The sequence below is a fragment of the Trabulsiella guamensis ATCC 49490 genome (assembly GCF_000734965.1).
In the GTDB taxonomy this organism is placed as follows: Bacteria; Pseudomonadota; Gammaproteobacteria; order Enterobacterales; family Enterobacteriaceae; genus Trabulsiella; species Trabulsiella guamensis.
Genome location: NZ_JMTB01000099.1, coordinates 1 through 26,717, shown reverse-complemented (window position 1 = coordinate 26,717; position 26,717 = coordinate 1). Strand labels below are relative to the sequence as shown.

At 56.2% G+C, this 26,717-nt stretch carries 27 protein-coding genes; 20 read left to right on the top strand and 7 right to left on the bottom strand.

Translation table 11 applies throughout. The features are described from left to right. Positions 1-73: 73 nt before the first annotated feature. From GTGU_RS16300 to GTGU_RS16275, 6 genes are all read left to right on the top strand, one after another. On the top strand, positions 74-1,096 hold the full coding sequence (locus GTGU_RS16300; protein ID WP_038159339.1) for an ABC transporter permease: 1,023 nt from the start codon (positions 74-76) through the stop codon (positions 1,094-1,096). After that, positions 1,096-1,929, top strand: coding sequence for an ABC transporter permease (locus GTGU_RS16295; RefSeq protein WP_038159336.1), 834 nt, complete (start codon positions 1,096-1,098; stop codon positions 1,927-1,929). Before GTGU_RS16300 ends, GTGU_RS16295 begins: the two co-directional genes overlap by 1 nt. After that, complete coding sequence (locus GTGU_RS16290) at positions 1,922-2,758, top strand: ABC transporter ATP-binding protein (protein ID WP_038159333.1); 837 nt, start codon at positions 1,922-1,924, stop codon at positions 2,756-2,758. Before GTGU_RS16295 ends, GTGU_RS16290 begins: the two co-directional genes overlap by 8 nt. Further along, entirely contained in the window at positions 2,745-3,449 is a 705-nt protein-coding gene (locus tag GTGU_RS16285) for an ABC transporter ATP-binding protein (RefSeq protein WP_038159328.1), read from the top strand. The genes GTGU_RS16290 and GTGU_RS16285 overlap by 14 nt, the downstream gene beginning before the upstream one ends. 48 nt (positions 3,450-3,497) lie before the next feature. Continuing rightward, positions 3,498-4,619 (top strand): YbdK family carboxylate-amine ligase, encoded by a 1,122-nt coding sequence (locus GTGU_RS16280; RefSeq protein WP_038159325.1) that lies wholly within the window; start codon positions 3,498-3,500, stop codon positions 4,617-4,619. Between the two features lie 69 nt (positions 4,620-4,688). Beyond that, a complete protein-coding gene (locus GTGU_RS16275; RefSeq protein ID WP_038159323.1) occupies positions 4,689-4,940 on the top strand; it encodes a DUF1158 domain-containing protein in 252 nt (83 codons plus the stop codon). A 42-nt stretch (positions 4,941-4,982) separates the two neighbouring features. Here GTGU_RS16275 and GTGU_RS16270 read toward each other — a convergent pair whose 3' ends face one another. Continuing rightward, a complete protein-coding gene (locus GTGU_RS16270) occupies positions 4,983-5,324 on the bottom strand; it encodes a RamA family antibiotic efflux transcriptional regulator (protein ID WP_038159321.1) in 342 nt (113 codons plus the stop codon). Positions 5,325-5,355: 31 nt separating this feature from the next. Beyond that, entirely contained in the window at positions 5,356-6,456 is a 1,101-nt protein-coding gene (locus GTGU_RS16265; RefSeq protein ID WP_038159318.1) for an MBL fold metallo-hydrolase, read from the bottom strand. A 193-nt stretch (positions 6,457-6,649) separates the two neighbouring features. On the opposite strand from GTGU_RS16265, the gene GTGU_RS16260 reads away from it, so the two are divergent. The 3 genes from GTGU_RS16260 to nfsB all read left to right on the top strand — a co-directional run bounded on the left by GTGU_RS16260 (position 6,650) and on the right by nfsB (position 8,347). Continuing rightward, entirely contained in the window at positions 6,650-7,231 is a 582-nt protein-coding gene (locus GTGU_RS16260; protein ID WP_038159315.1) for a TetR/AcrR family transcriptional regulator, read from the top strand. Further along, complete coding sequence (locus tag GTGU_RS16255) at positions 7,231-7,599, top strand: MmcQ/YjbR family DNA-binding protein (protein WP_038159313.1); 369 nt, start codon at positions 7,231-7,233, stop codon at positions 7,597-7,599. Before GTGU_RS16260 ends, GTGU_RS16255 begins: the two co-directional genes overlap by 1 nt. 94 nt (positions 7,600-7,693) lie before the next feature. Then, entirely contained in the window at positions 7,694-8,347 is a 654-nt protein-coding gene (nfsB, locus tag GTGU_RS16250) for an oxygen-insensitive NAD(P)H nitroreductase (RefSeq protein WP_038159310.1), read from the top strand. Between the two features lie 32 nt (positions 8,348-8,379). Here nfsB and GTGU_RS16245 read toward each other — a convergent pair whose 3' ends face one another. From GTGU_RS16245 to GTGU_RS16225, 5 genes are all read right to left on the bottom strand, one after another. After that, complete coding sequence (locus GTGU_RS16245) at positions 8,380-8,667, bottom strand: helix-turn-helix domain-containing protein (protein ID WP_038159307.1); 288 nt, start codon at positions 8,665-8,667, stop codon at positions 8,380-8,382. After that, positions 8,648-8,977 carry a type II toxin-antitoxin system RelE/ParE family toxin gene (locus GTGU_RS16240; RefSeq protein WP_038159305.1) on the bottom strand — a complete coding sequence of 110 codons (330 nt, stop codon included), beginning with the start codon at positions 8,975-8,977 and terminating at the stop codon, positions 8,648-8,650. The genes GTGU_RS16245 and GTGU_RS16240 overlap by 20 nt, the downstream gene beginning before the upstream one ends. 141 nt (positions 8,978-9,118) lie before the next feature. Next, complete coding sequence (gene pheP, locus GTGU_RS16235) at positions 9,119-10,510, bottom strand: phenylalanine transporter (RefSeq protein ID WP_038159303.1); 1,392 nt, start codon at positions 10,508-10,510, stop codon at positions 9,119-9,121. A gap of 121 nt (positions 10,511-10,631) precedes the next feature. Next, positions 10,632-12,845, bottom strand: coding sequence for a TonB-dependent receptor (locus GTGU_RS16230; RefSeq protein ID WP_038159300.1), 2,214 nt, complete (start codon positions 12,843-12,845; stop codon positions 10,632-10,634). Between the two features lie 59 nt (positions 12,846-12,904). Next, complete coding sequence (locus GTGU_RS16225) at positions 12,905-13,987, bottom strand: YncE family protein (protein WP_038159298.1); 1,083 nt, start codon at positions 13,985-13,987, stop codon at positions 12,905-12,907. A gap of 315 nt (positions 13,988-14,302) precedes the next feature. Between GTGU_RS16225 and dcuR the strand changes: the two genes are divergently transcribed. The 11 genes from dcuR to GTGU_RS16170 form a co-directional block, all read left to right on the top strand. Further along, entirely contained in the window at positions 14,303-15,022 is a 720-nt protein-coding gene (dcuR, locus tag GTGU_RS16220; protein ID WP_038159296.1) for a two-component system response regulator DcuR, read from the top strand. A gap of 135 nt (positions 15,023-15,157) precedes the next feature. Then, on the top strand, positions 15,158-15,607 hold the full coding sequence (lysM, locus tag GTGU_RS16215) for a peptidoglycan-binding protein LysM (RefSeq protein ID WP_038159294.1): 450 nt from the start codon (positions 15,158-15,160) through the stop codon (positions 15,605-15,607). A gap of 274 nt (positions 15,608-15,881) precedes the next feature. Further along, the gene (otnK, locus tag GTGU_RS16210) at positions 15,882-17,147 is read left to right on the top strand and encodes a 3-oxo-tetronate kinase (protein WP_038159292.1); all 1,266 of its coding nucleotides are present in this window, start codon (positions 15,882-15,884) and stop codon (positions 17,145-17,147) included. Continuing rightward, positions 17,144-17,788, top strand: coding sequence for a 3-oxo-tetronate 4-phosphate decarboxylase (otnC, locus tag GTGU_RS16205; protein ID WP_038159289.1), 645 nt, complete (start codon positions 17,144-17,146; stop codon positions 17,786-17,788). The genes otnK and otnC overlap by 4 nt, the downstream gene beginning before the upstream one ends. Before the next feature lie 10 nt (positions 17,789-17,798). Continuing rightward, complete coding sequence (locus GTGU_RS16200; protein ID WP_038159286.1) at positions 17,799-18,605, top strand: DeoR/GlpR family DNA-binding transcription regulator; 807 nt, start codon at positions 17,799-17,801, stop codon at positions 18,603-18,605. Continuing rightward, positions 18,586-19,353 (top strand): hydroxypyruvate isomerase family protein, encoded by a 768-nt coding sequence (locus tag GTGU_RS16195; RefSeq protein WP_038159283.1) that lies wholly within the window; start codon positions 18,586-18,588, stop codon positions 19,351-19,353. The genes GTGU_RS16200 and GTGU_RS16195 overlap by 20 nt, the downstream gene beginning before the upstream one ends. Positions 19,354-19,382: 29 nt before the next feature. Beyond that, entirely contained in the window at positions 19,383-20,198 is an 816-nt protein-coding gene (locus GTGU_RS16190; RefSeq protein WP_038159281.1) for a beta-keto acid cleavage family enzyme, read from the top strand. 20 nt (positions 20,199-20,218) lie between these two features. Beyond that, positions 20,219-21,568, top strand: coding sequence for a bile acid:sodium symporter family protein (locus tag GTGU_RS16185; protein ID WP_038159280.1), 1,350 nt, complete (start codon positions 20,219-20,221; stop codon positions 21,566-21,568). Beyond that, entirely contained in the window at positions 21,565-21,984 is a 420-nt protein-coding gene (locus tag GTGU_RS16180; protein WP_038159278.1) for a GlcG/HbpS family heme-binding protein, read from the top strand. The genes GTGU_RS16185 and GTGU_RS16180 overlap by 4 nt, the downstream gene beginning before the upstream one ends. Next, entirely contained in the window at positions 21,981-22,634 is a 654-nt protein-coding gene (locus tag GTGU_RS16175) for an aspartate/glutamate racemase family protein (RefSeq protein ID WP_038159277.1), read from the top strand. The genes GTGU_RS16180 and GTGU_RS16175 overlap by 4 nt, the downstream gene beginning before the upstream one ends. A gap of 298 nt (positions 22,635-22,932) precedes the next feature. Beyond that, positions 22,933-26,717: beta strand repeat-containing protein (locus tag GTGU_RS16170; RefSeq protein ID WP_038159273.1), on the top strand; the 3,785-nt coding region annotated here is incomplete at its 3' end.

Genomic DNA, 26,717 nt, shown 5'->3' with positions numbered 1-26,717 from the left:
TCGCCCGCAGTGCCGGGTGGCGCTACGCCTTACCCGGCCTGCAACACTGTGCGAGCCCGATAAAGAGCGTTTCATGTCTGACTTGTCTCCCCGCGTGTGGCGGCTGCTCCAGCCGTTGTTCACGCTTGCCCTGACCCTGCTCGGCCTGCTGCTGGTGACGTTTGCCCTGTCGGCGCTGTCGCCGGTAGACCGGGTATTGCAAATCGTCGGCGATCACGCCAGCCAGTCCACGTATGATCAGGTGCGCCACCAGTTAGGACTCGACCAGCCGCTGCCGGTGCAGTTCTGGCACTACCTGGTGAACCTCGCCCGTGGCGATCTCGGTACCGCCAGCGCCACCGGGCAACCAGTATTACAGGATCTGCTGGCGGCGTTTCCGGCGACGTTAGAACTGGCGACGCTGGCGCTGATCGCAGGTGCGGTGCTCGGCGTGATTGCCGGGGTGCTGTGCGCCCGCTTTGCCGGTTCGCCGTGGGATCTGGCGGTTCGCACCGTGACGCTGCTTGGCAACTCGGTGCCGATTTTCTGGCTCGGCCTGCTGATGCTGGCGCTGTTCTACGCCAGACTGCAGTGGAGCGCCGGACCAGGGCGGCTCGATGACATTTACCAGTTTACGGTGGAACCTAAAACGGGCTTTGCGCTCATCGACACCTGGCTGTCCGGGGATCGCGAGGCCTTCAAAAACGCCATCAGCCATCTGGTGTTGCCCGTAGCACTGCTCGGTTACTATTCACTTGCCAGCATTACCCGCCTCACCCGCTCCGCCTGCCTGAGCGAAATGAACAAAGAGTATATCCTGCTGGCGCGCGCCAAAGGCGCTGGTGAGATGACCATTCTGCTGCGTCATGTATTGCCCAACATTCGCGGGACGCTGCTGACGGTGATCGCACTAGCGTATACCAGCATGCTGGAGGGCGCGGTGCTTACCGAAACCGTCTTTTCCTGGCCCGGAATCGGCCGCTACCTGACCACCGCCCTGTTCGCGGGCGACACCACCGCCATCATGGGTGGCACGCTGCTCATTGGCGCCAGCTTCGTACTGATTAACCATCTCACCGATTTCCTGGTACGACTGACTGATCCGAGGGTGCGCTGATGCCGGTATCACTGTTTCTCCTCCGTCTGCGTCGCTCGCCCGCAGCATTGTGTGGCCTGACGCTGGCACTCTTCCTGATATTGATTGCGCTGTTTGCCCCGTGGCTGGCACCGCAGGATCCGAACTGGCAGGACGCCGCCGCGCGGCTGCAGGCGCCGAATGCGCAACACTGGCTGGGCACTGACAGTTACGGGCGCGATCTGCTGTCGCGTCTGCTATACGGCACCCGCCCGGCGCTCGGTCTGGTGGCACTGGTGACGGTCATCACCCTGCCCGTCGGTCTGCTGGTCGGGATTCTCTCCGGGTATTATGGCGGCTGGCTGGAGCGCGTACTGATGCGCTTTACCGACGTGGTGATGTCGATGCCGCGTCTGATCCTGGCGTTTGCCTTTGTCGCCATGCTCGGCCCGGGTCTGGTCAACGGCGCGCTGGCGCTGGCATTGACCACCTGGCCTGCTTACGCTCGTCAGGCACGCAGTGAAATTCAGCGCCTGCGCCACAGTGACTATCTCGCCGCCGCCGAAATGATGGGCATTCGCGGGTTGCGGTTGTTGACAGGCCATATTCTGCCGCTGTGCCTGCCATCCGCCATCGTGCGGCTGGCGCTGGATCTGGCGGGGATTATTCTCGCCGCTGCCGGTCTTGGTTTCCTCGGCCTCGGCGCGCGCCCGCCAATGTCTGAATGGGGCGCGATGATCGCCGATGGTATGCAGGTGATTTTCGATCAATGGTGGGTGGCTGCCATTCCGGGGGCGGCAATTCTGCTCGCCAGTCTTGCCTTCAATCTGCTGGGCGATGGCCTGCGCGACATTCTGGAGCCGCAACATGACTGATTCACGACTCTGCGTACAAAACCTGAATATCGACTACCCCGGCGCCCGGGTGGTGAATGACGTCAGCTTTACGCTCGGTACCGAACGTCTGGCGCTGGTGGGTGAATCCGGTTCCGGAAAATCCATGACCGCCCGCGCGCTGATGGGGCTGGTGCGTCAACCCGGCGTCGTCAGCGCTGACACGCTCAATGTACTCGACCATGATCTCCTGACGTTGCGCCCTCACGGCTGGCAGCAACTGCGTGGCAACGATATCGCCATGGTGTTGCAGGATCCGCGTTACGCGCTGAATCCGGTGAAAACCGTTCATGCGCAAATCAGCGAGGCGCTGACGCTGCACCAGCGACTGAGTCGCGCACAGCGTGAGGAAAAAATTCAGCAGGCCGTTACTGCCGTCGGGCTAGAGCCGCGCGTGCTAAAGCGATATCCGGGCGAGCTCTCCGGCGGTATGGGTCAGCGGGTGATGATTGCTATTGCGCTGGTCAATGATCCACAGATACTGATCGCCGACGAACCCACCTCTGCTCTCGACGCCCGCCTGCGCAATCAAATTCTTGAGCTGCTGGTGGAGCAATGTGAACAGCGGAACATGGCAATGCTGCTGATAAGCCACGACCTGCCGCTGGTGGCGGCACACTGCCACCGCGTACTGGTGATGTATCAGGGAAACAAGGTGGATGAAATGGCCGCCTCGCAACTGCCTCATGCCTCGCACCCATACACCCGCACGCTGTGGACCTGCCGTCCGAGCGCCGACACCTGGGGAACGATGCTGCCGACGCTCGATCGCAGCCAAAATTTTACGGAGCAATTGCATGAGCATCGTTAACGTTGAGGCGCTACAGGTGCGCTTCGCCGATAAAATCGCCGTGCGCGATGCAACGCTTCATGTTGCGGTGGGAGAAACGTTTAGTCTTATCGGTGAATCCGGTTGCGGTAAGTCCACCCTGCTGCGCGTGCTGGCGGGGCTACAACGGGAATGGCAGGGGCAGGTCTCGCTGTTTGACACGTCCATCCGCCCCGGCACCCGCTTTCAGGGCAAGTTGCGCCGCAACGTACAAATGGTGTTTCAGGATCCATACGCCTCGCTGCACCCTAATCATACACTGTATCGTACGCTGGCGGAGCCGCTGAAAATCCATGGTGAAACCGACATTAACACCCGCGTCACTACGGCGTTAACCGACGTCGGGTTACCTGCCGACGCCGTGCTGCGCTACCCGCATCAGCTTTCCGGCGGACAGCGGCAGCGCGTGGCCATTGCCCGTGCCTTACTGTTGCGACCCAAATTGCTCCTGTTGGATGAGCCAACATCGGCGCTGGATATGTCAGTACAGGCGGAAATCCTTAACCTGTTGAATCGCCTGAAAGCGCAGCACGGCATGACCTACCTGCTGGTGAGCCACGATGCGGACGTGATTGCGCACATGTCCGATCGCGCCGCTTTTATGGCCGACGGTGCTATCCAGCGCGTTTTTGACCGCGCTGCGCTGGCGCGGGGTGAGCACCGGATGGGGTAATAGCGGCATTCTTTCCTATACTGACAAGAAAATGTCAGGGAGCCTGCTATGCCTTTATCCGATTTTCACGTCTCCGACCCCTTCACGCTGGGCATTGAACTGGAACTGCAGGTGGTGACGCCGCCAGGTTACGATCTCAGTCAGGATTCATCCACACTCATCGATGCCGCGAAAGCGGACGTTAAAGCCGGCGAAGTGAAACACGACATCACCGAAAGCATGCTGGAGATCGCCACCGGTGTCTGTCAGGACATCCATCAGGCCAGCGCGCAATTTTCGGCTATCCAGCAAGTTTTGCTGCGGGCCGCTGAGGCCCATCACCTGCAAATTTGCGGCGGCGGCGCGCATCCTTTTCAGTCGTGGCAGCGTCAGGAGGTGTGCCAGAATCCGCGCTATCAACGCACCCTGGAGCACTTTGGTTATCTGGTGCGGCAGGCCACGGTGTTTGGTCAGCATGTGCACATCGGCTGCCAGAGCGGCGATGACGCCATTTATCTGCTGCACGGCCTGTCACGCTTTGTGCCACATTTCATTGCCATCAACGCCACCTCGCCCTGGCAGCAGGGCAGCGACACGCAATTCGCCTCTTCACGGCTGAATGTCTTTTCCGCCTTCCCGGACATGGGTGCCATGCCCTGGGTCAGCAACTGGCAGCAGTTCGAAGGACTCTTCCGCCGCCTGAGCTATACCAGCATGATTGATGGTATTAAGGATCTGCACTGGGATATTCGCCCCAGCCCTGATTTTGGCACGGTCGAGGTGCGGGTGATGGATACGCCACTGACGCTGTCACAGGCGGTGAATATGGCGGGACTCATTCAGGCCGTCTCCTACTGGCTGCTGGCGGAGCGCCCGTTTAAGCATCAGGAGCAGGATTATCTGTTATACAAATTCAACCGTTTTCAGGCCTGTCGCTACGGTCTGCAGGGGCTGATCACTGACGTGCATACCGGCGAGCAGCAGACCATCGGCGACGATATCGCTCGTCTGCTGGACAAAATTGCCCCTTACGCCGACAAACTCGGCGCCAGCAGCGCGCTGGAAGAGATAGTTCTGCAGGTGAAACAGGGAGAAGGCGAAGCGCAGGCGATGCGGCAGTTCATTGCCGATGGCGGATCGTTGATCCAGTTGGTGCAGAAGCACTGTGAAATCTGGGCGACGAGCGAGTAAGCGTACTTTTTTTTGGCGAAAAACGAAAATTGCCGGACAATGGCTTTTTTAACTGCTGATTAACACGTCATGAAACATCCGCTGGAATCGCTGATGGCGGCGGCCGGTATTTTACTGCTGGCCCTGCTCTCTTGCTTACTGCTGCCTGCCCCGTCGCTGGGGCTGACGCTGGCGCACTCGCTGATAGAAACCTTCCATTTTACGGATCTCAATCAGCTCTACACGATCCTGTTCTGCCTGTGGTTTTTGTTGTTGGGCACCATTGAATATGCCGTGATCCGCTTCGTCTGGCGTCGTTGGTTTTCCCTGGCTGAACGCTAAAAAATAGCCCCGGCGAACCGGGGCTTGTGCAGGTGAATGATGTCAAAGCACCTGGGTATGGTGTTGTTTACGCCAGGCGCCCGGCGGCTGTTTGAACGTACGGGTAAAGATACGGGTAAATGTCTGTTGTGAATCAAAACCATACTTAAGACAGATGTCATATACCCGTTGATCGGTATCCCGCAGGTCGCGCGCCGCCAGTAGCAGTTTACGATCGCGAATATAGCGTCCCAGACTCTTCCCTGTGTGCTGCAAAAACAGTCGCTGAAGATGCCATTTGGAGTATCCCGCATGGCGTGCGATGTCATCAATGCGCAACGGTTGATGCAGATTGTCATCGATCCACTCGACAATAGTCTCGATAACCTGAGCGGAAATCGTCATACCTCCCTCCCCTCTTTTTTTCGCTCTGGTGTTATTCCCACCAGGCTCTGAATTGTTGGCTGCGATCATTAACGCGCACTGGCTCTCCGATCACGGGCGTCAACAGGCGGTAGCCCTTATCGCGGCTGGCAAGCGCCAGCTGTTTGTACGGATCGTCCCAGGTATGTTTCGCCAGCACAAACCGCCCGGCATGCCCTGGCAGTACCGCCTGTGCGTTAAGATCAACCGCGGCCTGCGCGGTCTCTTCCGGCATCATGTGGATGTATTTCCAGTCCTGGTCATACTGACCGTTCTCCATGATGGCCACATCAACGGTGCCAAACTGCTCGCCAATGGCTTTGAAATGCGGGCCATAGCCGCTGTCACCGCTGTAGTAAATGTTGTGCTGCGGGGTCACAAACATGAAGCTGCCCCACAGGGTCTGGTTGCGCTTCAGACCGCGCCCGGAGAAATGCCGCGCGGGCAAAACGTGCACGGTGAGTTCATCGGTGACGCTGAATTGCTGCTGCCAGTCCGCCTCGGTGATCTTCTGGCTGTCCACTCCCCAGTACAGCAGGTGCGACCCCACGCCCAGGGGAGTGATCACACGATGAACCTTCGGCATTAGCGCGGTTATCGTCGCATGATCGAGATGATCGTAATGGTCATGGGAGATAATCAGCAGATCTATCTCCGGCATGTCCTGCGCCTTCCATGGATAGTCGCCCGCAAACGCTTTGTTGAGGAAACTGAACGGTGCTGCGTAGTTGCTGAAAACCGGATCAATCAGGATGCGCTGCCCTGCCAGTTGCAGATACCAGGACGAGTGCCCCAGCCAGACCATCACCTCCTGCTCACGTGGCAGGCTGGCGAGATCGGTATTCACCAGCGGCAGCGGCTGAGAGGGGCGCGCATTCTCACGCTTTGTGGTCAGGAATCCCCACCACGCCGCCAGCATGCTTTTATCGCCGGTATAGCCGGGCGTCGGAAGCTGATTATGAAACTGTCCGTCCCGATAGTTAGGCGAACTTTCCACCGTCGTCAGTTGCGCGCCCTGAGGCGCCTGCCCAAAACCGGCATTCAGTACGAACGGCAAACTGGCTGCTGAAGCAATTATCATGAGTACAACCACGCTGAAAATGAGTCGTTTCATATCCCGACCAGGAAGATCCGTTCTGATCCGTCAGAAGGCGAGTGTATTAGGCTTGATTATGAGTGAGTAAGCACTCATTATAGGAATGAATAGAAAGTCGTCAAGACGATTTTCAAATTTTGACATTCCCCGTTGAAGTGCTGCACCTCGCATGTTTCAATCGTGTTTTTCGTCGTCAGAGAGGTAAAGTGTAGTGGCTCGTCCAAAGAGTGAAGATAAAAAACAAGCGTTACTGGAAGCCGCCACGGCTGCCTTCGCGCAGTCAGGTTATGCGGCATCAACCGCCGCCATCGCCCGCAGCGCCGGGGTTGCTGAAGGAACGCTGTTTCGCTACTTCGCCACGAAAGACGATCTGCTTAATGTGCTTTATCTGCATATCAAATCATCGCTTATCCAGTCGATGATCTCTGAGCTTGATCCCAACGCCACCACCCCGAAAGCGCATATGCGCAATATCTGGAACAGCTATATCGACTGGGGGGTGCGTAATCCCGTCTGCCACAAGGCGATCCGCCGCATGGCGCTGAGTGAAAAAATCACTGAAGAGACCCGCGCCCAGGTGAGCGAAATGTTCCCTGAACTGCACCAGTTGTGCGAACGATCGCTGCGAAAAGTCTTTCTTTCCGACAAGTATCAGGATTTTGGCGATGCCCTCTTCCTGGCGCTTGCGGAAACCACTATCGAATTTGCGGGTCATGAACCGCAACGCGCGCAGGAGCTGATCGCCCTTGGTTTTGAAACCATGTGGCTGGCGTTGGCAGAGGAAACCGCCTGATGAATGAAACGCTATTGCATGCCAGCGCGCACCGTATCGCGCTGGAACTTCCCTTCACCGAGCAATGCTGGCCGTTCGGGCCGGATTGCGACGTGTTTAAGGTCGGCGACCGGATGTTTATGCTGACCATGACAGTGCGTGGCCGCGCGTTGGTCAATCTGAAGGCTGATCCACAGAAATCGCTGCTGCATCAGGAGATCTACCGCAGCATCGAGCCGGGTTATCACATGAATAAAAAACACTGGATCACTGTCGTCCCTGGCGACGATATCAGCTATGACCTGCTCGTGGAGTTGATCGCCGACTCCTGGAATCTGGTGGTGGATAAGCTGCCGAAACGGGTTCAAAAACGACTTCGCCCCGTCTGAGGCATAACCTGTCGTGATAAGGGCATTTTTAACCCTTATCAACGCCGCGTCTTCACGGTAATCTGCTCCCGGCAAACATCACTGAGGAGTATGTATGGATATTGTATCTGTCGCCCTGAAGCGCCACTCCGCCAAGGCCTTCGATCCCGCTAAAAAACTGACCGCTGAGCAGGCTGAGAAACTGAAAACCCTGCTGCAGTACAGCCCGTCAAGTACCAACTCACAGCCGTGGCACTTCATCCTTGCCAGCAGTGACGAAGGTAAAGCGCGTGTCGCTAAAGCCGCGACCGGCACTTACGTCTTCAACGAACGTAAAATTCTCGATGCGTCGCACGTCGTGGTTTTCTGCGCGAAAACAACGCTCGATGATGCCTGGCTGCAAAAAGTGGTGGACCAGGAAGATCAGGACGGTCGCTTTGCCACCCCGGAAGCGAAAGCAGGCAACCAGAAAGGCCGTCGCTTCTTTGCCGACTTGCATCGTGTGGATCTGAAAGACGACGCGCACTGGATGGCGAAACAGGTTTATCTCAACGTCGGCAACTTCCTGCTCGGTGTTGCGGCGCTGGGTCTCGACGCCGTGCCGGTGGAAGGGTTTGACGCTGCCATTCTGGATGAAGAATTCGGCCTGAAAGCGAAAGGCTATACCAGCGTGGTGATCGTGCCGGTCGGTCATCACAGCGCGGAAGACTTTAACGCCGCCCTGCCGAAATCCCGCCTGCCGCTCAGCACTACGCTGACTGAGGTTTAAGTACGTCCCGCGCGCCGCCTTCGGCGCGCAGATCAATACAGCAGTATTTGCGGGTGTTTAACGCCGCAGGCCAGCGCATAACGCGTCAGCGTATCCAGACTGGCTCGCGTGACGTTCGCTTCCATCCGCGACACGGTGGGTGCGCTGACGCCCATGCGCTGTGCCACCTGCGAGCGGGTTAACCCCGCGTACTGACGCCACTCTGATAGCATTTCACGTAGCCGGGTTTCCCGGGCCTGAGCATCAAAGGCAATTTTGACGTCTGCCTGTGCGAGCAACTCCACCCGCAGCGTTTCCCACTCAATGATTTTCTTGCTCATCCTGCATCTCCTTGAGCCGCCTGAGCGCCAGCGTCAGTTCTGCCACTGGCGTTTTCTGGCTCTTTTTCACAAAGACACGCAGGAGATAAATCATCCTGTCGCGCTGAAAAACATAGAGTCCCCGGCTTTGTATGACACCCATCGTGCGGATCTCAAAAAGTCCATCACGCAGCGCTTTGCTGTATGGTTCCCTCAGTACAGTGGGATCCGATTGCAGCTTATCCAGCATGCGGATCATTTTTGCCTGAACCGATGCGGGTAAACTCAATAACTCAGCCCTGACGTGTTCATGCACAAGCAGCCTGAACATCTCGTATTTTCTTCCCTGACAGTTTAGCATATAAGGCAACTTAGATTAAAAGCTAAATTACCAACCGAATGCGTACAGTAAGTCAGGGAAGCCAACGCGTCAGAAAGTTATCTCAAATCGGGAAGCCGCCTTCAGAAATTTTTACCCTTTCCGCCGCAACAGCTTAAACGCGATAAACAAGAAGATGACCCACGCGGGCAGCAGGAGTGCGGACAGGCGCATGCCGTCCATGGTGCACATCAGGCCGAGGATCATCAGCAAAAACGCGATGCAGAGGTAGTTGCTGGCAGGCGACAGCAGGGCTTTAAACTTCGGCACCCGGCCTTTGCGGCGCTGCGCGGCGCGGAATTTCAGGTGCGCCATGCAGATCATCACCCAGTTCAGCAGCAGTGTCGCCACCACCAGCGCCATCAGCAGACCGAAGGCTTGCTGCGGCAGCAGGTAGTTGATCAGCACCACCAGCGAGGTGATGGCCCCGGAGAGCAGCAGCGAGTTTACCGGCACGCCGCGACGGCTGATGCGGGTAAGAAACTTCGGCGCATTGCCCTGAATGGAAAGGCCGAACAGCATACGGCTGTTGGAATAAACACCGCTGTTATAGACCGACAACGATGCCACCAGAATCACAAAATTCAGCGCAGAAGCCACCACGTTGCTGTCAAGATTATGGAATATCATTACAAACGGGCTGCTGTCGGATTTGATCTCCGCCCACGGATAAAGCGCCAGTAATACCACCAGCGAGCCGATGTAAAACAGCAGGATGCGGTACACCACCTGGTTAACCGCTTTCGGAATGGTGGTTTCCGGGTCGCGGGCTTCTGCGGCAGTAATGCCAATCAGCTCAAGGCCGCCGAAGGAGAACATAATCACCGCCAGCGACAAAATCAGTCCGTGCCAGCCAGTGGCGAGGAAACCGCCAGACTGCCAGAGGTTGTCAAAACTCGCGTGTTCTCCGCCGTGTCCGGAGAAGATCATCCACAGCCCGAAGCCAATCATGCCGACGATCGCCAGCACTTTGATTAGCGCAAACCAGAATTCGGTTTCGCCATACAGGCGGACATTAACCAGATTCACAGCGTTAATGATGATGAAGAACGCGGCGGCCCAGATCCAGGTCGGTACCTCAGGAAGCCAGTACTGCATGTAAATACCGGCGGCGGTCAGCTCTGCCATGCCCACCAGCACGAACATCACCCAGTAATTCCAGCCAGAGAGGAACCCGGCAAACGGCCCCCAGTATTTATAGGCAAAGTGAGCGAAGGAGCCGGAGACCGGTTCTTCGACCACCATTTCGCCAAGCTGGCGCATGATCAGAAATGCGATGATCCCGGCGATGGCGTATCCGAGCAGTACGGCAGGACCTGCCATCTGAATTGCCGGGCCAATGCCCAGAAACAGCCCGGTGCCAATAGCGCCACCGAGGGCGATAAGCTGGATATGACGGTTTTGTAATCCACGGTGAAGCGTCGGCGCGTGCGACGACCCGGCATCCGTTTGCGACCTGTCGGATGCTAATGACGCGTTGTTCACGTCTTTCCCCTGTATCTTTTTTAGAAGGGGCACCTTTTATCACTTAGGAAAAAATGTCGCAAGTTCAGGGATGAAATGAGTGGCGCGGCAATGACTTGCCGCGCCAGGTTGATGCCGGTGATCAGAAGTCGTAAGACATGGACACTTTCAGGGTACGCGGTTCACCCTGGAAAACATAGGTGCCGTTATCTTCGACACTGGCCCAGTATTTCTCATTGGTGACGTTATCCACGCCGACACGCCAGACCATTTCGTTCTGATCGGCGTTAAGACGCATTTTGTAACGTACACCGAGATCCAGCGTGGTGTAGCTGTCGAGCTTTTTACTGTTCGCCGCATCGGCATACTGCGAACCGGTGTGGTTCACTTTCGCCGTGGCGGTCAGCCCTTCAACTGGCTTTATATCATACTCCGCACCCAGCACCGCATAGAAGCGCGCCACGCCAATGGCGTCATGGCCATCGTTGGTGCCGCCGACGGTTTTGGTCAGCTCAGGATCAAGCCAGGTCGTGCTGCCGTTCAGACGCAGCCCCAGCAACGGCTCGCCGAAGACATTCAGTTCAACGCCCCGGTTACGCTGCTCGCCATCCAGGGTATAAACATTGTCGCTGTTCAGGAGCGCCGATGGTTTTTTGATTTCAAACAGCGCCAAAGAACCGCCGATGCTGCCGTAATCCAGCTTCACACCCACTTCTTTCTGCTTCGAATGGGCTATACCCATGCTCTGCCCGTAATTTGCGGCCCCTTGCGGCGCGTTGTCGCCCGGCTGCAGCGCTTCGGTGTAGTTAGCGTAGAGCGACACGGTATCCCATGGCTTGTACACCACGCCGTACGTCGGCATCCAGCGGCTCTGGGTGTAACGGCTGGTGGTATCTTCAAGGCCGGTGGCGTTGCTGTAGTTTCGCACCACCACTTTCTGATGACGCGCCCCCGCAGTGAACAGCACGGAATCATCGAAGAAGCCCAGTGTATCGCTCAACAGCCAGCCCTGCGTACGGTTACGCGAGGTAGTCAATGGATCATAATAGTTGCCGCCAAAGTACGCGTTGTCCGGCATAGCGACGTCGTTATTGTCATAAATATTGGTGGTCGGATTGTTGGCCGACATGCGCCACGCGGTTTTATCGCTTTTGATCTGCGCCGCATAGCCGACGTTCACTTTATGCGAAACCGGGCCGGTGTCGAAATTGCCGCGCAGGCCGGTCATGCCGCTGTAAGCGTCGATAATACGGTTAGTGTCGAGACGCCCGACCGTCGCGTCGCCGCTGGCATTGATCAGTTTCGGCGCGCTGTAGACGCCAGTTTCGTGCCCGTGCTGGGCACCGAACGCGGCGTAAGTGGTCCAGTTTTCCGTCAGATCAAATTCCGCTTTTGCCATGCCGAATTCGTTCTCGATATCACTGTAGCCCCACTTCTGGCTGTAGTTTTTCCGCGTGTCCGGAACGTCAGGAACAAAGTCGACGCCGCTGATGTTGACGCCCATCGTGCCGCCATGGAACGTTTTTTTCTGATAGCCAACATCCAGCGAGGTACGCAGACGATCACCTCGATAGTCCAGTCCCAGCGACGCCAGCGTGGTGCGGCGTTTATCCGCATCCACCGCCGTTTCGCCTTCGCGGTGCAGCAGGTTCATTCGCACGCCAAACTGGTTGTTGTCGCCAAAGCGACGCCCCAGATCCAGCGAACCACCCACCTGCGAGTCTGAGGTGTAATCCACCCCGACCCGTGTCGTTGGCGTATCTTCGGCGTGTTTCGGCTCAAGGTTGATCATCCCGCCCACGCCGCTACCCGCCGCGCCATTCAATAACGCGTTCGCGCCTTTAAAGATTTCGACGCGCTCCAGCATTTGGGTATCCACCACCTGACGCGGCACCACGCCCGGCAGGCCCCCCATGGTCATGTCGTCGCCATCGAGCTGAAAGCCGCGGATGCGATACGTTTCGGCAAAGTTGCCGTAACCCTGTACGGCCTGCACGCTGGCGTCGTTGCTGACCACATCGGCAATGGTTTTAGCCTGCTGATCCTGCACCAGTTTCGAGGTGTAGCCGATGACGTTGAACGGCACGTCCATCGCTTTCTGCTCGCCGAGGATCCCCAGTCGCCCGCCGTGGGCAATTTGCCCGTCGAGGAAGGCCGGCACCAGCGCGTCGCCGCCGGGTTTAAAATCGCTCCCCTCCGTCCCCTCGACAACCATGGTTTCTTCCGCCGTTTTCTTCTTTGTGGCGTCAGAGGGTGTCGTGACGGTTGCCGCGCTGGCGGTGTGACTCAGCGCGCCAATGGCTAACGCCAGAAACGTTTTGCGTAACGGTAAAGTCAGTGAATTGGTGTTGTGCATAATGTGCTCTTTATAGAGGCTAAGTGAAACATGGCCCGACTCAACGCCGGGCCGGAAAATTAATGGGTTAAATCGATACGAACAACGCTGTCCGGACCTTTTGTGGAGTGGTCCTTATTGAACGGTTGTTTTACGGTGACAAACAGGGTTTGCCCGTCCGCCGACAGCGTCAGGCTGTTCGGATTCGGCGGCAGATCCCAGCTTTTTTTCACGGTGTAGCGCGTGGCATCCAGACTCAGCACTTTCCCGGAATCACGCTGAGACACATAAATCTCATGGCGTTTCGCGTTGAACAGCACGGAAAGCGAGTCGCCGATATCAAGCTGCTTAATCACCTTGCCGGTGTGAATATCGAGCACCAGCGTGGTTTTGGCTTTCGAGTTATCGGTCACGAACAGACGACCGGTGTCAGCGTCTTCCGCCAGATTGAGCAGCAGCGCGGGTTTATCGCCCAGCGGTTTCCAGCGCTGTTCAATACGGTTGTTGCGCGGGTTGATCACCAGAATTTCGCCGCCGCCATTCGCCGCGTACAACCGCCCGGTTTGATCCGAATAGTGCAGGCCAGTCATCCACTTGCCGGTATTTTTGATGCGGGTTTTGAGCTTAAGGGTTTTCGCGTCAACCACCCAGATGACCGCCGGATCAGCCACCGCGCCGACATACAGCGTGTCGCCGTGCAGCAGGATCTGACGTGCACCATACGGCAGACCTTTTTCGTTGCGTTCGCTGAACAGCAGGCGGGCTTTCACTTTGCCATCCGCTGTATTAATGGCGCTGATACCGCCATCCAGCGAGTTGGTGACATACACCGTTTTCCCGTCCGGCGTTATCTGCATGGCGAAATTTTTCAGATCAGTATGCGTGGCGCCGAGGGTTTTCAGCGTGGCTGGATCCAGTTTGTAGACCATACCGCCCTGCACATCTTTAAAGCCTTCAGCACTGGCGACGTACAGCGCATCGCCGGTCGGGCTCAACGCCATCTCATACAGCCCTTCCGCCAGGGAACGCTTAACGATGTCTGTCACAGGAGCAGAAACGGCCGCAGGCGGCGTGGCCGCATGTGTGGAGGGAGAAGGCTGCGTGGCGCAGCCGCTCAGCGCAACGGCAAATGCCAGCGCCAGGGTGGAAAGTTGCAACTTCATCAGGGAATCCTTCACCAAAAATAAGCAGTGGAGCGACGCTTCCGGATTTATACGTTCCGGTTATCGGTCATCACGTCGCCGTGCGCCTCAGTGTCTCCCTGTGAATCACATTTCACTTGATTGCAGGTATCTCCATGCCTCGCCTGCGAATAACAAAGAGAATGAGAACTATACGCATTATCTTTCTCTAATCAAGCGTAATCGTTTACTATGCATAAAAAAGCGACCCGGATCCGACTTTGCGATCAGTTCACTATCAGGGATAATCGCCCCTTTTTTAACGGGCTCCCCTGGAGAGCGTAAAAGGAATGTTGTGTGTTAAATGTTTTAATCGTCGAAGACGACGCGATGGTGGCAGAGCTTAACCGCTGCTATGTAGCGCAGATTTCCGGTTTTCAGTGCGTCGGTACTGCCTTCACGCTACACGAGGCCAGGGCGATGATTAACGATCCGGCCTGCGCTATCGACCTGATCCTGCTCGATGTCTGGCTACGGCAGGAAAACGGGCTGGATCTGCTACCGGTGCTGCGCGCGTCAGGCCGTACGGCAGATGTGATTATGATTTCGTCTGCCTCTGATGCGGCGACCGTTCAGAAATCCCTGCATTACGGCGTGGTGGATTACCTCATCAAACCGTTCCAGTTTCCGCGTTTTGAAGAGGCGCTGACCGCGTGGAAAACAAAGAAAATGCAGTTACAGGGGCAAAAACAGTATGCGCAGGCGGATATTGATCGTCTGTTGCACGGCGACACGCCAGAAGCTGACATGGTCCATCGTTTACCCAAAGGGCTCACTTCGCCAACGCTGCGTACGCTGTGCCAGTGGATAGACGCCCACGCCGATCTCGAATTTTCTACGGATGATCTGTCGAACGCCGTGGGGATCTCGCGCGTCTCCTGCCGCAAATATTTGATCTGGCTAGAGCAAATCAACGTTCTGTTCACCCGCATACATTACGGCGCCGCCGGACGGCCGGTTTATCGTTACCGGTTACTGACGGAGCAGCACGCCTTGTTGAAACAACTGTGCCAGTGATATATCGCTTCATAATCAAAACTATAGAGAATTTATCTCACAGTAAGCGCGTGCCACCACATTTTGCCGATTGATTTTCGACTACGCTTATTGCTGTTTCTGCCTGAAACATTCATCACACACACAGGAGGTTGTATGGGATTGTTCAGTTTTGTTAAAGACGCAGGAGAAAAGATCTGGGACGCGGTATCGGGTAACGATAAAGCCACTCAGGCTGAAAAGTTAAAAGAGCATATCAACAAGCTGGGTTTGCCTGATTCGGACAAGGTTGATGTGGTGGTTAACGATAACGGGACGGCAACCGTCAGCGGCGATATTCTCTCTCAGGAAGCCAAAGAGAAGATCCTGGTCGCCATTGGCAACGTCGCAGGTATTAGTGGTATTGATGATAAAACCGCAGTCGCCCAGGCGGGTACAGAAAGCAATTACTACACCGTAAAATCCGGTGATACCCTCAGCGCTATCGCTAAAAAAGAATACGGTAACGCCAACGATTACCAGCGTATTTTTGAAGCCAACAAGCCGATGTTAAAACACCCGGATAAAATCTACCCCGGGCAGGTGCTGATTATTCCCAAGAAATAATCAGCGAACCGCTTCGCCTCATTAAGAAATACCCCGGTCTGTGCGCCGGGTTATTTCTTGTCATGACAAATTTTCCCACCCTTTAACGAATCTTCACATCACCCTGTGAGCGCTGTTTTTATTCCATATCTCAATTTTTAATTTTAAAACAATAAATTAGCTTAATTCTATGGCTTTTAGCGATGATACTGTTTGTGAGAATCATCATGTGAATGTGAAGTTTTCTGCTGAATAATAAGTTCAATTCTCAGACAACGTGAGTGGAGCAGGATCCATGGCTGTCATGACCGGCGTTATCGCCGATGATTTTACCGGAGCAACCGACATTGCGAGTTTTATGGCGGAACAGGGATGGCGCGTGGCGTTGCTGCCAGGCATGCCGGACATGACGCAGCGCTGGAATGATGAAGCTGACGCTATCGTCATCTCGCTGAAAAGCCGTTCACTACCCGCGGATGAAGCGGTACGCCAGTCGCTGCAATGTTATCAGTGGCTGAAACAGCAGGCCGACGCAAAACAAATCTACTTCAAATACTGTTCCACCTTCGATTCCACGCCGGCGGGCAATATTGGCCCGGTGAGCGATGCCCTGCTGGAGGCCACCGGGGCGCCGTTTATCGTTCACTGCCCGGCGCTGCCACAAAATGGCCGCACAGTGATCCACGGACATCTGTTTGTCAACGGCGTGCTGCTGAATGAATCCGGAATGGAAAAACACCCGCTGAATCCGATGACCGATGCCAGTCTTGAACGTTTGCTGGCACCGCAAACCCCGTACGCCACTGGTGTCATCAACCTCGCCACCGTGCAGGCGGGCGTGCAGGCGGTGACCGACGCGCTGCTTCAGCACCAGCAGGCGGGCAACAAACATATTATTGTCGATACGCTGACCGAAGCCGATCTGCTTACCCTCGCAGAAGCGTTGCAGTCATACCCGCTGCTGGCAGGCGGCTCGGGGCTTGGTGGCGCGCTGGCGGCCACGGCGCGTCCATCACATCCGCTCGCGCAAACACGCGGTTTCGCGCCGACGATTCAGGCGGTGATCCTCTCCGGCAGCTGTTCATCAATGACTAACCGTCAGGTGAACGCCTACAAAACGCAGGCCGCCAGCCTGCCGCTGGATGTCGCCCGCTGTATGGCGGATGACGCCCGGTATATCGATGACATCGCCGGATGGGTGCTGGCGCACCGTCATGACGCTTATGCGCCACTGATTTACGCCACCCAGCCGCCGGACGTGCTGCGCACTATTCAGCAACAGTACGGCGAACAAGCGGCAAGCCAGGCGGTCGAACGAACCTTTGCCCGGCTGACCACCACGCTTCGTGACGCAGGCATCAATACGTTTATTGTCGCTGGTGGCGAAACTTCCGGCACCGTCGTGGAAGCGTTACAGGTGAAACGCCTGACCACAGGGAAAGCAATCGCCCCCGGCGTTCCCTGGGTTTTTGCCCCGGAGCAACAGCTGTCGCTGGCGCTGAAATCCGGCAATTTCGGGCAGGCGGATTTCTTTTTCAAAGCGCAGGAGTATGCATCATGAGCCATCTGACCGAACAGCAGCTTCGCGAGCAAATGGTTCACTATGGCCACTCCCTGTTCAACCGTGGCTACAGCAGCGGCGGTGGCGGCAACCTCAGTGTGAAGTTGCCGGATGGCGGCTATCTGGTCACGCCGACCAACTCCTGTCTTGGTGAACTGCAGCCAGACACGCTCAGTCGGCTGGATGAAAACGGCGTTCACATCGGTGGCGATCGCCCCTCGAAAGAGGTACCGATGCATCTGGCCTGGTACCGTCATCGCCCTGAGTGCGGCGCTGTTGTGCATCTGCATTCGCCATGGCTCACCGCCCTCGCCTGCCTGCCGTGTACGACGCCGGAAAACTGTCTGCCGCCGCTGACACCCTATTACGTCATGCGTATTGGCCGGTTGCCGTTGCTGCCTTATTTCCGTCCTGGTCACGAAGGCATTGCCACGGCACTGAGTGAAATCGCCGCCAGTCATATCGCCGCGCTGCTGGCGAATCACGGCCCGGTGGTCAGCGGTCGCACGCTGCGTGAAGCGGTGTTTAACACCGAAGAGCTGGAAGACAGCGCGCGCATCTGGCTGACGCTGAAACCGCTCGGCTATGTTCCGCTGACGCCCGCTGCGGTCGCTGAGCTGGAACAGGCCCGGATAAGGTAAGGAGTGAGCGATGATCCCCGAACAACGCCGCGATTTCATCTATCGCTATGTACATGAGAAAAACGTCGCCTCGTTTAACGAACTGGCGGAACTGATGAGCGTGTCGCACATGACGGTACGGCGGGACATTCAGTTGCTGGAAGAAGAAGGCAAAGTGGTGGCGATCAACGGTGGCGTGAAACTCAACAACCTGTTGAAATCCGAGCTGCCGTGGCGGGAAAAAGCCGAGCTGCATCATGATGTTAAACGCAAGATGGGCGCACTGGCGGCAATGCTTATCGAGCCAGGCCAGACGCTTTACCTGGATGCGGGCACCACACTGTTCGAAGTGGCGAAAGCGGTGGCCGCCAGCCACTGTTTTAACCTGACGGTGGTGACGAATGACTTTTCCATCAGCCACTACCTGATGGACATGCCGCACATCACGCTGTACCACACCGGGGGGCTGGTCGATCAACGCAACCGCTCCTGCATCGGCAAAAGCGCAGCCAGTTTTCTGCACACCATTAACATCGATGTGGCGTTTCTGAGTTCATCGTCATGGGATCTGGCGCGCGGCATGTCAACGCCCAGCGAAGGCAAAGCGTCAGTGAAAGAGGCGGTGCTGACCGTTTCCCGCCGTCGCGTGCTGGTGTGCGACAGCAGCAAGTACGGCAAATACGGCATGTTCCATATCTGCGCCCTGAATCAGCTGACAGACATCGTCTCCGATGTGCATCTGCCTGCCGACGCACAGCAGGAGATCCAGCAACAGGGGATCAAACTCCACCTCGTGGAGAGTGACGAGGGGGCGCATTATGCTGAAGCTGGCCGCTAACCTCGACTGGATTTTTAAAGATCTGCCGGTTTCCGCGCGCTTTCACGCCGCCCGGCAGGCCGGTTTCCATGGCGTCGAAGGGCTGTTTCTCTGGCAACATCCGCTGGCGGAACTCCGCCTGGCGCAGCAGGAGACGGAACTGCCGGTGGTGCTGCTCAACGCCCCGGCAGGCAACTGGTCAGCGGGAGAACGCGGGCTCGCTTCCCTGCCCTTGCGTGACGACGAATACCGCGCCAGCCTGAGCCTCGCGCGTGAGTACGCCAACGCGCTGGGGTGCAGACAGGTACATGTCATGGCGGGCAACCGCTCGGCGGCGCTGTCTGCCGAACAGCAGCAGGCATTGCTGATAAGCCGGTTGCAGTATGCCTGCGATGTTATGGCACTGGCGGGCATTACCGTACTGATTGAGCCGTTAAATCCGCAAGATATGCCGAATTATTTTATTGATAACTTTCCGCTGGCCGAAAAAATAATTGCTCAAGTCGCCAGGGAAAATATTGGCTTGCAGTTTGATATTTACCATTGCCAGAAAACGCATGGTGATGTGGCCCGGAATATTGCACATTACTGGCCACTAATTCGCCATTTTCAGATTGCCTCCGTACCGGGTCGAAATGAACCGGGCACCGGGGAACTTAATGATGCATGGTTGTTAAATTATATACAGGAACTGAATTATCAGGGGTGGATTGGCTGTGAATATACGCCGTTAAATTCCCCTGCGAAGTGGATCACAACAACATTATAAATATTACTATCTCTGTACCGGAGGATTACATGTCGGATAATGTTATCATTTCGCTGGCGCCTGTCGCAGCGGATTGCCCCACCGTTATACCCGAGGAAGTGGCGAAAGAAATTTTAGCCAGCGTTGAACATGGCGCCGCTATCGTTCATTTACACGTCCGCGATAAACAGGGACATCTGACGCCAGATACGCAGCATTTTCAGGCCACTATCGCCCCGGTGATGGCCCACTCAGACCTGATTATTCAGGCCTCGACCGGCGGCGTGTCGTCGATGTCTATCGCAGAGCGCTGCGCGCCGCTGGCCTGCCCCGGCGTGGAAATGGCGTCGCTCAACGTGGGTTCCGTTAACCTCGGCGATAATGTTTATTTTAATCCCACGCCGGACGTGGAATATTGCTCCAGAGAAATTGTGAAGCGCAATATCATTCCTGAATTCGAAGTCTTTGAAATTGGAATGATTAATAACATTCTCGCGTTACAGCAAAACATCCCGTTTAAAACCCCGATGCTGTTTAATATTGTACTGGGTCACCGGGGTAGTACTCCGGCTACGGTTGATGCATTAATTGCGATGCGCAGCATGATCCCGCGCGATGCATTATGGGGAATTACCCATTACGGCCGACAGAATTTTGACATTATTGCCGCCGCGGTGGGAATGGGCGCCTGTGAAGTCAGAATTGGTTTTGAAGACAGCTATTATTTAAGCGCCAGTGAGAAGGCGTCGAATAATTATCAACAGGTTAAGAAACTCGCCACGCTTATTCGCAGCATGGATAAAACCGTCGCAACACCTGAGGTGGCGCGTCAGATGTTATCGATTCCGCCACGGCAACACGCGTGACGCTGAAAGGAATTTTCGCCATGACTATTCAATCCGTAATACACAAAAGTGGTTTAGGCGTCAGCATCGCGGGGATTGCACTGGCGGTGATCGGCGCCCTCATGCAGTCCCCTGCGCTCTGGCAGCCGGGTCTTGTAATGTTTACCGCCGGGTTCGCCGCAGGTGCAGGCTACTGGCCGACGCTGCGCAGCTACCAGTTTACGCTGTGGATCATTGCCGGTTTCGTCGCCGCGATGACCTGGTCAACCGATCTGATCGTCTGGGGCGGTTTTAATATCACCCACAAATGGATCGTTTTCCTCGTGATTCAGGCCACCATGTTCAGCATGGGCACCAAGCTGACGATTCAGGATTTTATCGATGTCGCCAAAATGCCGTGGGCAGTGTTTATCGGTACCTTCTGCCATTTCGTCATCATGCCGCTGCTGGGGTTGACCATCACCCTGATTTTCCACTTTCCGCCGGAAGTCGCCGTGGGGATCCTGCTGATTGGCTCCTGCCCTAGCGGACTCTCCTCAACAGTAATGGTCTACATCGCGAACGCTAATCTGGCGCTGGCGGTGTCGATTGCCGCGGTCTCCACGCTCGCCGCCACAGTGATGACACCGCTATGGGTCAACCTGTTGGCCGGTTCGATGATCGACATTCAGCTCACCGCAATGGTCATGGACGTGGTGAAAATCGTGTTGATCCCGATTGGTGCCGCCATTCTGCATGACTACCTGAAAACCTACGCCAGCCAGAATGGCCGCCGCGTGGTGCAGGGGCTGGCTGGCATCAGCGCGCTCTGGCTGCTGTATATGATTGCGGGCGGTTGGGATTCACTGTTCGGCACCGCCAGCGCGCAAGCGCAGATGTACGCCGTGGTGCTGAACTTCGTCGCCGGTGGCATCATCTGGGCGCTGTTCTACAACTGGCTGTATGGCCGCTTCAGCAGCATCAAGAACATCATGCCGACTATCTCGATGATGGGCATCATTTTCTTCACCACCACCGCTGCCGCGGCGGGGCGCGACAACCTGGTACAGGTTGGTTTCCTGCTCTGCTTCGCCATGCTGATGCATAACCTGGGTGGCTTCTGCATCGGCTATCTGATGAGCCGCTTCATCTTCCGTATGGACGTACAGTCTGCCCGTACCGTGGCCTTCGAAGTGGGCCTGCAGAACGGCGGAATGGCCTCCGGCCTCGCCGCAGCGATGGGCAAACTGGCAACGGTTGGCCTGGCCTCGGCGGTCATGACGCCGCTCGGCAACGTCAGCGGATCGCTGCTCGCCAACTACTGGCGTAAAAAAGATGCCCGTGCCGCGAAAGCCGCTGCTGAGGCACCGCTGACCGCATCCGATTCTCTCCCGAAAGGAAAATTATCATGACCACATTGACGTTACAGCAGGCGCGCCAGGCGCAGGAGTATGCCCTGACGCTCGCCAACACCCGGTACAGCCAGCGACCGCTCAGCGTGGCGGTCTGCGATGCCAGCGGTGAACTGCTCTGTTTCGCCCGCATGGATAACGCAAAACTGCTGACAGTTGAGCTGACCCAGCGTAAGGCGCGTACCAGCAGCCGTCTGGGTTGCACTACCCTGGCGTTTCTCCAGCGTCTGCAAAAAGAGCAACTGGATATCAGCTATTTTGCCGATGCACGTTTTACCGCGCTGCCCGGCGGCGTACCGGTGATGCGCGACGGCAAATGCCTCGGCGCGGTAGCGGTCGGCGGGTTGTCAGCACAGGAAGATCATGAGGCAGCTGCGGCCGTCGCCGCCCTGCTCACTGAGGAGATTGCACAATGAAAAAGATTGCCATGCTGCACACCAGCGCCGCCACGCTCGCCATGATGCAACAGCTGATTGCCGACATCATGCCGCAGGCGGAAGTCATGCACCTTGTCGAAGAGTCGATGATCAAGCAGGTAATGAAAGCGGGCGGCGTAACCCCGGCCATCAGCGCGCGCATCGCGGGCTACATCCAGATTGCGGAAAAAGCGGATTGCGAGATTTTCATGACCGCTTGCTCGTCCATCGGCACTGCCGTTGAGCAGTGCCAGTTTATGACGTCGCTACAACTGACCCGCATCGACTGCGCGATGGTAGAAAACGCCATTCAGCAAGGCCAGCGCATCGCGGTACTGGCGACGGTAGCAACCACGCTGAAACCGACGCTCAGTTACGTTCAGCGTAAGGTGCAGGAGAGCGGTAAACCGCGTGAAATCGTGCCGGTGCTGATGGAAGATGCGTTTCACGCCCTGCTGGCGGGAGATATGGCCACCCATGACCGCATTGTGAGTGAAGGGCTGAAAAATGCCTTTGCCTCCGCAGATGTGATCATGCTGGCGCAGGCGTCAATGGCGCGCGTATTACAACAACTGCCCACCCCGCCAGTACCGGTGCTGACTTCCCCCGAAAGCGGCATTCGCTGGCTGAAGGCGTTAGCAGAAGCGTAAACGACGCCGTAATAAAAAAGAAAATAAGCCTGCCGTTGTGCAGGCTTATTTATATTTACGGCATGAATGAAAATATAAACAAAATAACGAAGAGATATTTATTCAGTCTTACTAAAAGAAATTGTTAATTAATATAAATCCACGTAACACACTGTAATTAATTCAGTTATTCGCCCTCTCAAAATGGACTCGCTCCCGACCCATATCTTTTTCTGACCTTTCCCAAAATAATATTTTCATGCTGGATTAAACACCCTTTGTCGCCAGCAAAATAATCCGATACGGAAAGGAGCTTTTAATGGAAAAGAGACGTAGCATTCTGTCGTTATGTATCGCCATGGCCTTAAGCGGCAACAGCTGGGCGGCAGATACGAACGATATTAACAGCAACGAACAGCAGACCATCAACTGCAGCGATGACAGCAGCAAACTCAGCGCTGCCGACAAAGAAAAATTCAGTGCGCAGTGCCCGAAAGACGACGGCAACCTGCTTGAGTGGGTCGCCGCGGGGTTCGCTGCCGTGGGTGCGGCAGTCGGCATTGCCGTCTATAACGACGACGATGGCGGCAGCCACACCTCTGCCGATACCGGCCCGACCCCACCCGATCCGGATGATGGCGGCGACGGTGGCGATGACGGCGGCGATGATGGTGGCGATGACGGCGGCGATCCGACCCCGCCAGCACCATCTGTCACCACCTACAACAACAACGTCACGCTGGATACCGGCACACAGACGCTCACCTTTGACACGGTCACGCTTAACGGCGAAAGCTGGAATAACGTGACCTTTCATTACGTGCAGGACGGCGACAATTATGTCTTAACCGCGCCGGATGGCCGCACGCTGGTCATTAACCAGAAATACGTCACCAATGAAAATAACGCGGTGATGGGAGGCGTACAGTCGGCCAGCGGTTATTACTGGAAATACGACAGCGAAGGGAAATTCTGGTTTGCGACGGCAGAAACGAAAATTATTGATCAGGATGGTGCCAGTAATACGCTGGCTGATAACACCACCGCCAGTGGCAATGACGCCATCGGGGTGATCATCTCCGGAGATAACACAGTCAACACCCTTGATGGCGACATTACCGCCGCTGACGGTGCCACCGGCGTGGTGGTGACGGGCGACGACACCCGGACCACCGTCAACGGTGATATCTATGCCTCCGGTGGGGCGACCGGGCTGGCGATTTCCGGCGATACCACCCGCTTCATCAACACCGGCACTATCGACAGCAGCCTGAACGGTACCGGCGTCAGCATTATCGGTGACAGCGCCAGCGTGACGCTCGACGGCACGGTGAATGTCCATGCGGAGAAAAACGCAGACGGGATTTACCAGGGCGCGACGGGGGTCAGCGTGGCGGGGAATAACGGCGCGATGGAAATTACCGGGAACGTTAATGTGTCAGGCGGTATGCAGGCTGATGATATTAACCCGAAAGCCAGCGGCGTATTAACAGGCGCGCAAATTACCGGGAATAATAATACCCTGACCATTGATGGTTCCGTTAATCTGACTCAGGACAACCAACTGGCTAATGTTGACAGCTATTCCTATGGCCTGTCTGTCGAAGGGAACGGCAATAACGTTTTCATCAATAATGGTGTCAATGTTGATTCAACGCGAGTATCGACTGGCTACGAAGACTATTTACCGTATGCGGCCTATGGCATTGCTGTTTCCGGTGATAATACCGTACAGGTTACCGGAAATTCTTCGGTAATAGTCAGTGATGCAGATTCAGCGAATGCCGGACTTGCGGTGGTAACCAATGGCGGGAAATTAATCCTGGACAGCGACTCAGTACTGGATGTCAGTTACGTGACAAACAATTCTAGTGCCATAATGTCCGGGGCAATCATTAATGTCAGCGGTTCAGGTTCATCTGCAGAAAATAAAGGGGTTATCACCACAGGGTTAACGACGTTAATGCGGGCATCGGATAACGGCACTGTCATTAATGAAGGGACTATTACTGCGGGCGATTTCGCCAGTAACACAAACAAGGATGCAACAGCGACAATCCTGTGGGCAGGCGGAGCTGGCACCAGTGCAAAAAATGAGTCCGATGGTGTTATTACCATCTCTTCGCCAGATAAACCAGAATATAATTCAGGTGTTATGGATTACCCCGTTGCCTGGTATGTCAATACTGGTTACGCGCTGATGGCGTCAAACTACGGCAGCGTGGAAAACGATGCCGGAGCCACCATCAATCTCAACGGTGCGGGTCTCTATGGCGTAGCAGCGTCCAAAGGCACCGCCACCAACGCCGGGATCATTAATGTCGATGGCTTTATTCCCACCCTCGATGAAGACGGCAATATTACCGGTAAAACGTTTTACAATACCAGTCAGCTGTACACCATGAGCGCCGGGGTGATTGTCGGCTCCACCGACGCCGGTAGCGGCGATGCCACCGGTCTGAATACCGGTACCATCAATGTCAACAACGAAGGTTTCGGGATGCTGGCGCTGAACGGCGGCACCGTCACCAACCAGGGCACCATCAACCTCACCGCCGACGAGGGCGTGACCGCCTCTGCGGATAACCAGCTGATTGGTATGGGCGTGATCAACGGTGGTACCGCCATCAATGATGAGTCCGGCACTATCAATATCCTTACGGATTATGGTCAGGCATTCTACAACGACGGCACCGGGGCGATTATTAATTACGGCACCATCTGCGTTGGTGAAGACTGCCAGGACGCCGCGACCTATAACCCGACCGACAGCGCCGTCAGTACCGTGTATGCCGATGGCAGCGTGATGGCTCTGGCAGGTGCCACCACCACACTGACCAACAATGCGCTGATTAACGGCAATGTCAGTAACGAAGGCACCGTCACCGGTAAGACCATTTTCATCCGTTCCGCTGATGCGACACTGACTAACCAGACCGATGCCCTCATCAACAGCAACCTGACGATGAGCGCCGGGCAGTTCAGCAACAGCGGAACCCTGAATGGCGTACTGACCCAGCAAGGCGGCATATTCGACAACAGCGGCAGCTACACCGGCCAGCAGATGCAGGTCATCGGCGGCAGCGTGACCAATGAGGCCGGTGGCGAAATCCACTCCGGCGGCAGGCTCACCGGCGGCGCGTCTGTCGTTAACCAGGGAACCTGGTACGTCGATAATGATGCTGACTTATGGACTGATAAGGTGACCTTCAGCAACGCCGCAGGCGGTACGCTGGCACTTGGCAACCGTGTTTATGAGGGTGACAACGGTGCTGTGCTGAATAACCAGGGGGTGATTACCACAGATGGTAGCCAGGGGGACCGTGCCAGCCTGCGCCTCGGTTCCGGTGACAACAACAACATCATCAACAGCGGCACCATCACCCAGACCGGTGGCAGCACCGACCTGGTCGATGCGACAAGTGATTACGCCACCCAGAGCATGTTCTGGAACCAGTCCGGCGGAACAGTGAATTATGACGGCACCTCAACCGCCATCAACATGAACCACGGCAATACCGTTGCCCTCAACGACGGCACCCTCACCGTCACACAGAGCAACGCGGTGGCGATGAACGGCAGCAAGGATGCACAACTGGTCAACAACGGCACCATTAACCTCGGCACGGAAGGGACCACAGCCACCGGTCTTATCGGTATGCAGCTTGATGCCGGTGCCACCGAAGACGCCGTGATTGAAAACAACGGCACCATCAACATTTACGCCAGTAATTCGTATGCCTTCAGCAAACTGGGTCCGGATGGTCATGTGGTCAACAACGGTACCGTGTATATCGATGACAGTGTCACCGGCTCCGGCCTGATTGCCCAGGATACCACCACGGTGGAAGGGCTGAACGGCAACGACGGCAACGCCAGCGAAGTGCATTACGCGGATTACACCCTGCCGGATGCGTCAGCCAGCAACAGCCTGAACGGTTATGTGGTCGGGACCAACGCTGACGGCAGCGCCGGGCAGCTGATGGTCAGCAATGCCAGCATGGATGGGGTGAGTGTCAACACCGGTTTCACCTCCGGTACTGCGGCCACCACCATGACCTTCGACAACGTGGTGCAGGGCAGCAACCTGACCGACGCCGACGC

Coding starts and splice junctions, on each gene's coding strand:
- GTGU_RS16265 (WP_038159318.1), bottom strand. CDS start 6,456: ATGAAACGACTCATTTTCAGCGTGGTTGTACTCATGATAATTGCTTCA.
- GTGU_RS16285 (WP_038159328.1), top strand. CDS start 2,745: ATGAGCATCGTTAACGTTGAGGCGCTACAGGTGCGCTTCGCCGATAAA.
- GTGU_RS16180 (WP_038159278.1), top strand. CDS start 21,565: ATGACCACATTGACGTTACAGCAGGCGCGCCAGGCGCAGGAGTATGCC.
- GTGU_RS16190 (WP_038159281.1), top strand. CDS start 19,383: ATGTCGGATAATGTTATCATTTCGCTGGCGCCTGTCGCAGCGGATTGC.
- otnC (WP_038159289.1), top strand. CDS start 17,144: ATGAGCCATCTGACCGAACAGCAGCTTCGCGAGCAAATGGTTCACTAT.
- GTGU_RS16185 (WP_038159280.1), top strand. CDS start 20,219: ATGACTATTCAATCCGTAATACACAAAAGTGGTTTAGGCGTCAGCATC.
- otnK (WP_038159292.1), top strand. CDS start 15,882: ATGGCTGTCATGACCGGCGTTATCGCCGATGATTTTACCGGAGCAACC.
- GTGU_RS16295 (WP_038159336.1), top strand. CDS start 1,096: ATGCCGGTATCACTGTTTCTCCTCCGTCTGCGTCGCTCGCCCGCAGCA.
- GTGU_RS16195 (WP_038159283.1), top strand. CDS start 18,586: ATGCTGAAGCTGGCCGCTAACCTCGACTGGATTTTTAAAGATCTGCCG.
- GTGU_RS16245 (WP_038159307.1), bottom strand. CDS start 8,667: ATGAGCAAGAAAATCATTGAGTGGGAAACGCTGCGGGTGGAGTTGCTC.
- GTGU_RS16230 (WP_038159300.1), bottom strand. CDS start 12,845: ATGCACAACACCAATTCACTGACTTTACCGTTACGCAAAACGTTTCTG.
- GTGU_RS16240 (WP_038159305.1), bottom strand. CDS start 8,977: ATGTTCAGGCTGCTTGTGCATGAACACGTCAGGGCTGAGTTATTGAGT.
- GTGU_RS16290 (WP_038159333.1), top strand. CDS start 1,922: ATGACTGATTCACGACTCTGCGTACAAAACCTGAATATCGACTACCCC.
- GTGU_RS16300 (WP_038159339.1), top strand. CDS start 74: ATGTCTGACTTGTCTCCCCGCGTGTGGCGGCTGCTCCAGCCGTTGTTC.
- GTGU_RS16175 (WP_038159277.1), top strand. CDS start 21,981: ATGAAAAAGATTGCCATGCTGCACACCAGCGCCGCCACGCTCGCCATG.
- GTGU_RS16280 (WP_038159325.1), top strand. CDS start 3,498: ATGCCTTTATCCGATTTTCACGTCTCCGACCCCTTCACGCTGGGCATT.
- GTGU_RS16200 (WP_038159286.1), top strand. CDS start 17,799: ATGATCCCCGAACAACGCCGCGATTTCATCTATCGCTATGTACATGAG.
- GTGU_RS16255 (WP_038159313.1), top strand. CDS start 7,231: ATGAATGAAACGCTATTGCATGCCAGCGCGCACCGTATCGCGCTGGAA.
- GTGU_RS16225 (WP_038159298.1), bottom strand. CDS start 13,987: ATGAAGTTGCAACTTTCCACCCTGGCGCTGGCATTTGCCGTTGCGCTG.
- nfsB (WP_038159310.1), top strand. CDS start 7,694: ATGGATATTGTATCTGTCGCCCTGAAGCGCCACTCCGCCAAGGCCTTC.
- GTGU_RS16275 (WP_038159323.1), top strand. CDS start 4,689: ATGAAACATCCGCTGGAATCGCTGATGGCGGCGGCCGGTATTTTACTG.
- GTGU_RS16270 (WP_038159321.1), bottom strand. CDS start 5,324: ATGACGATTTCCGCTCAGGTTATCGAGACTATTGTCGAGTGGATCGAT.
- lysM (WP_038159294.1), top strand. CDS start 15,158: ATGGGATTGTTCAGTTTTGTTAAAGACGCAGGAGAAAAGATCTGGGAC.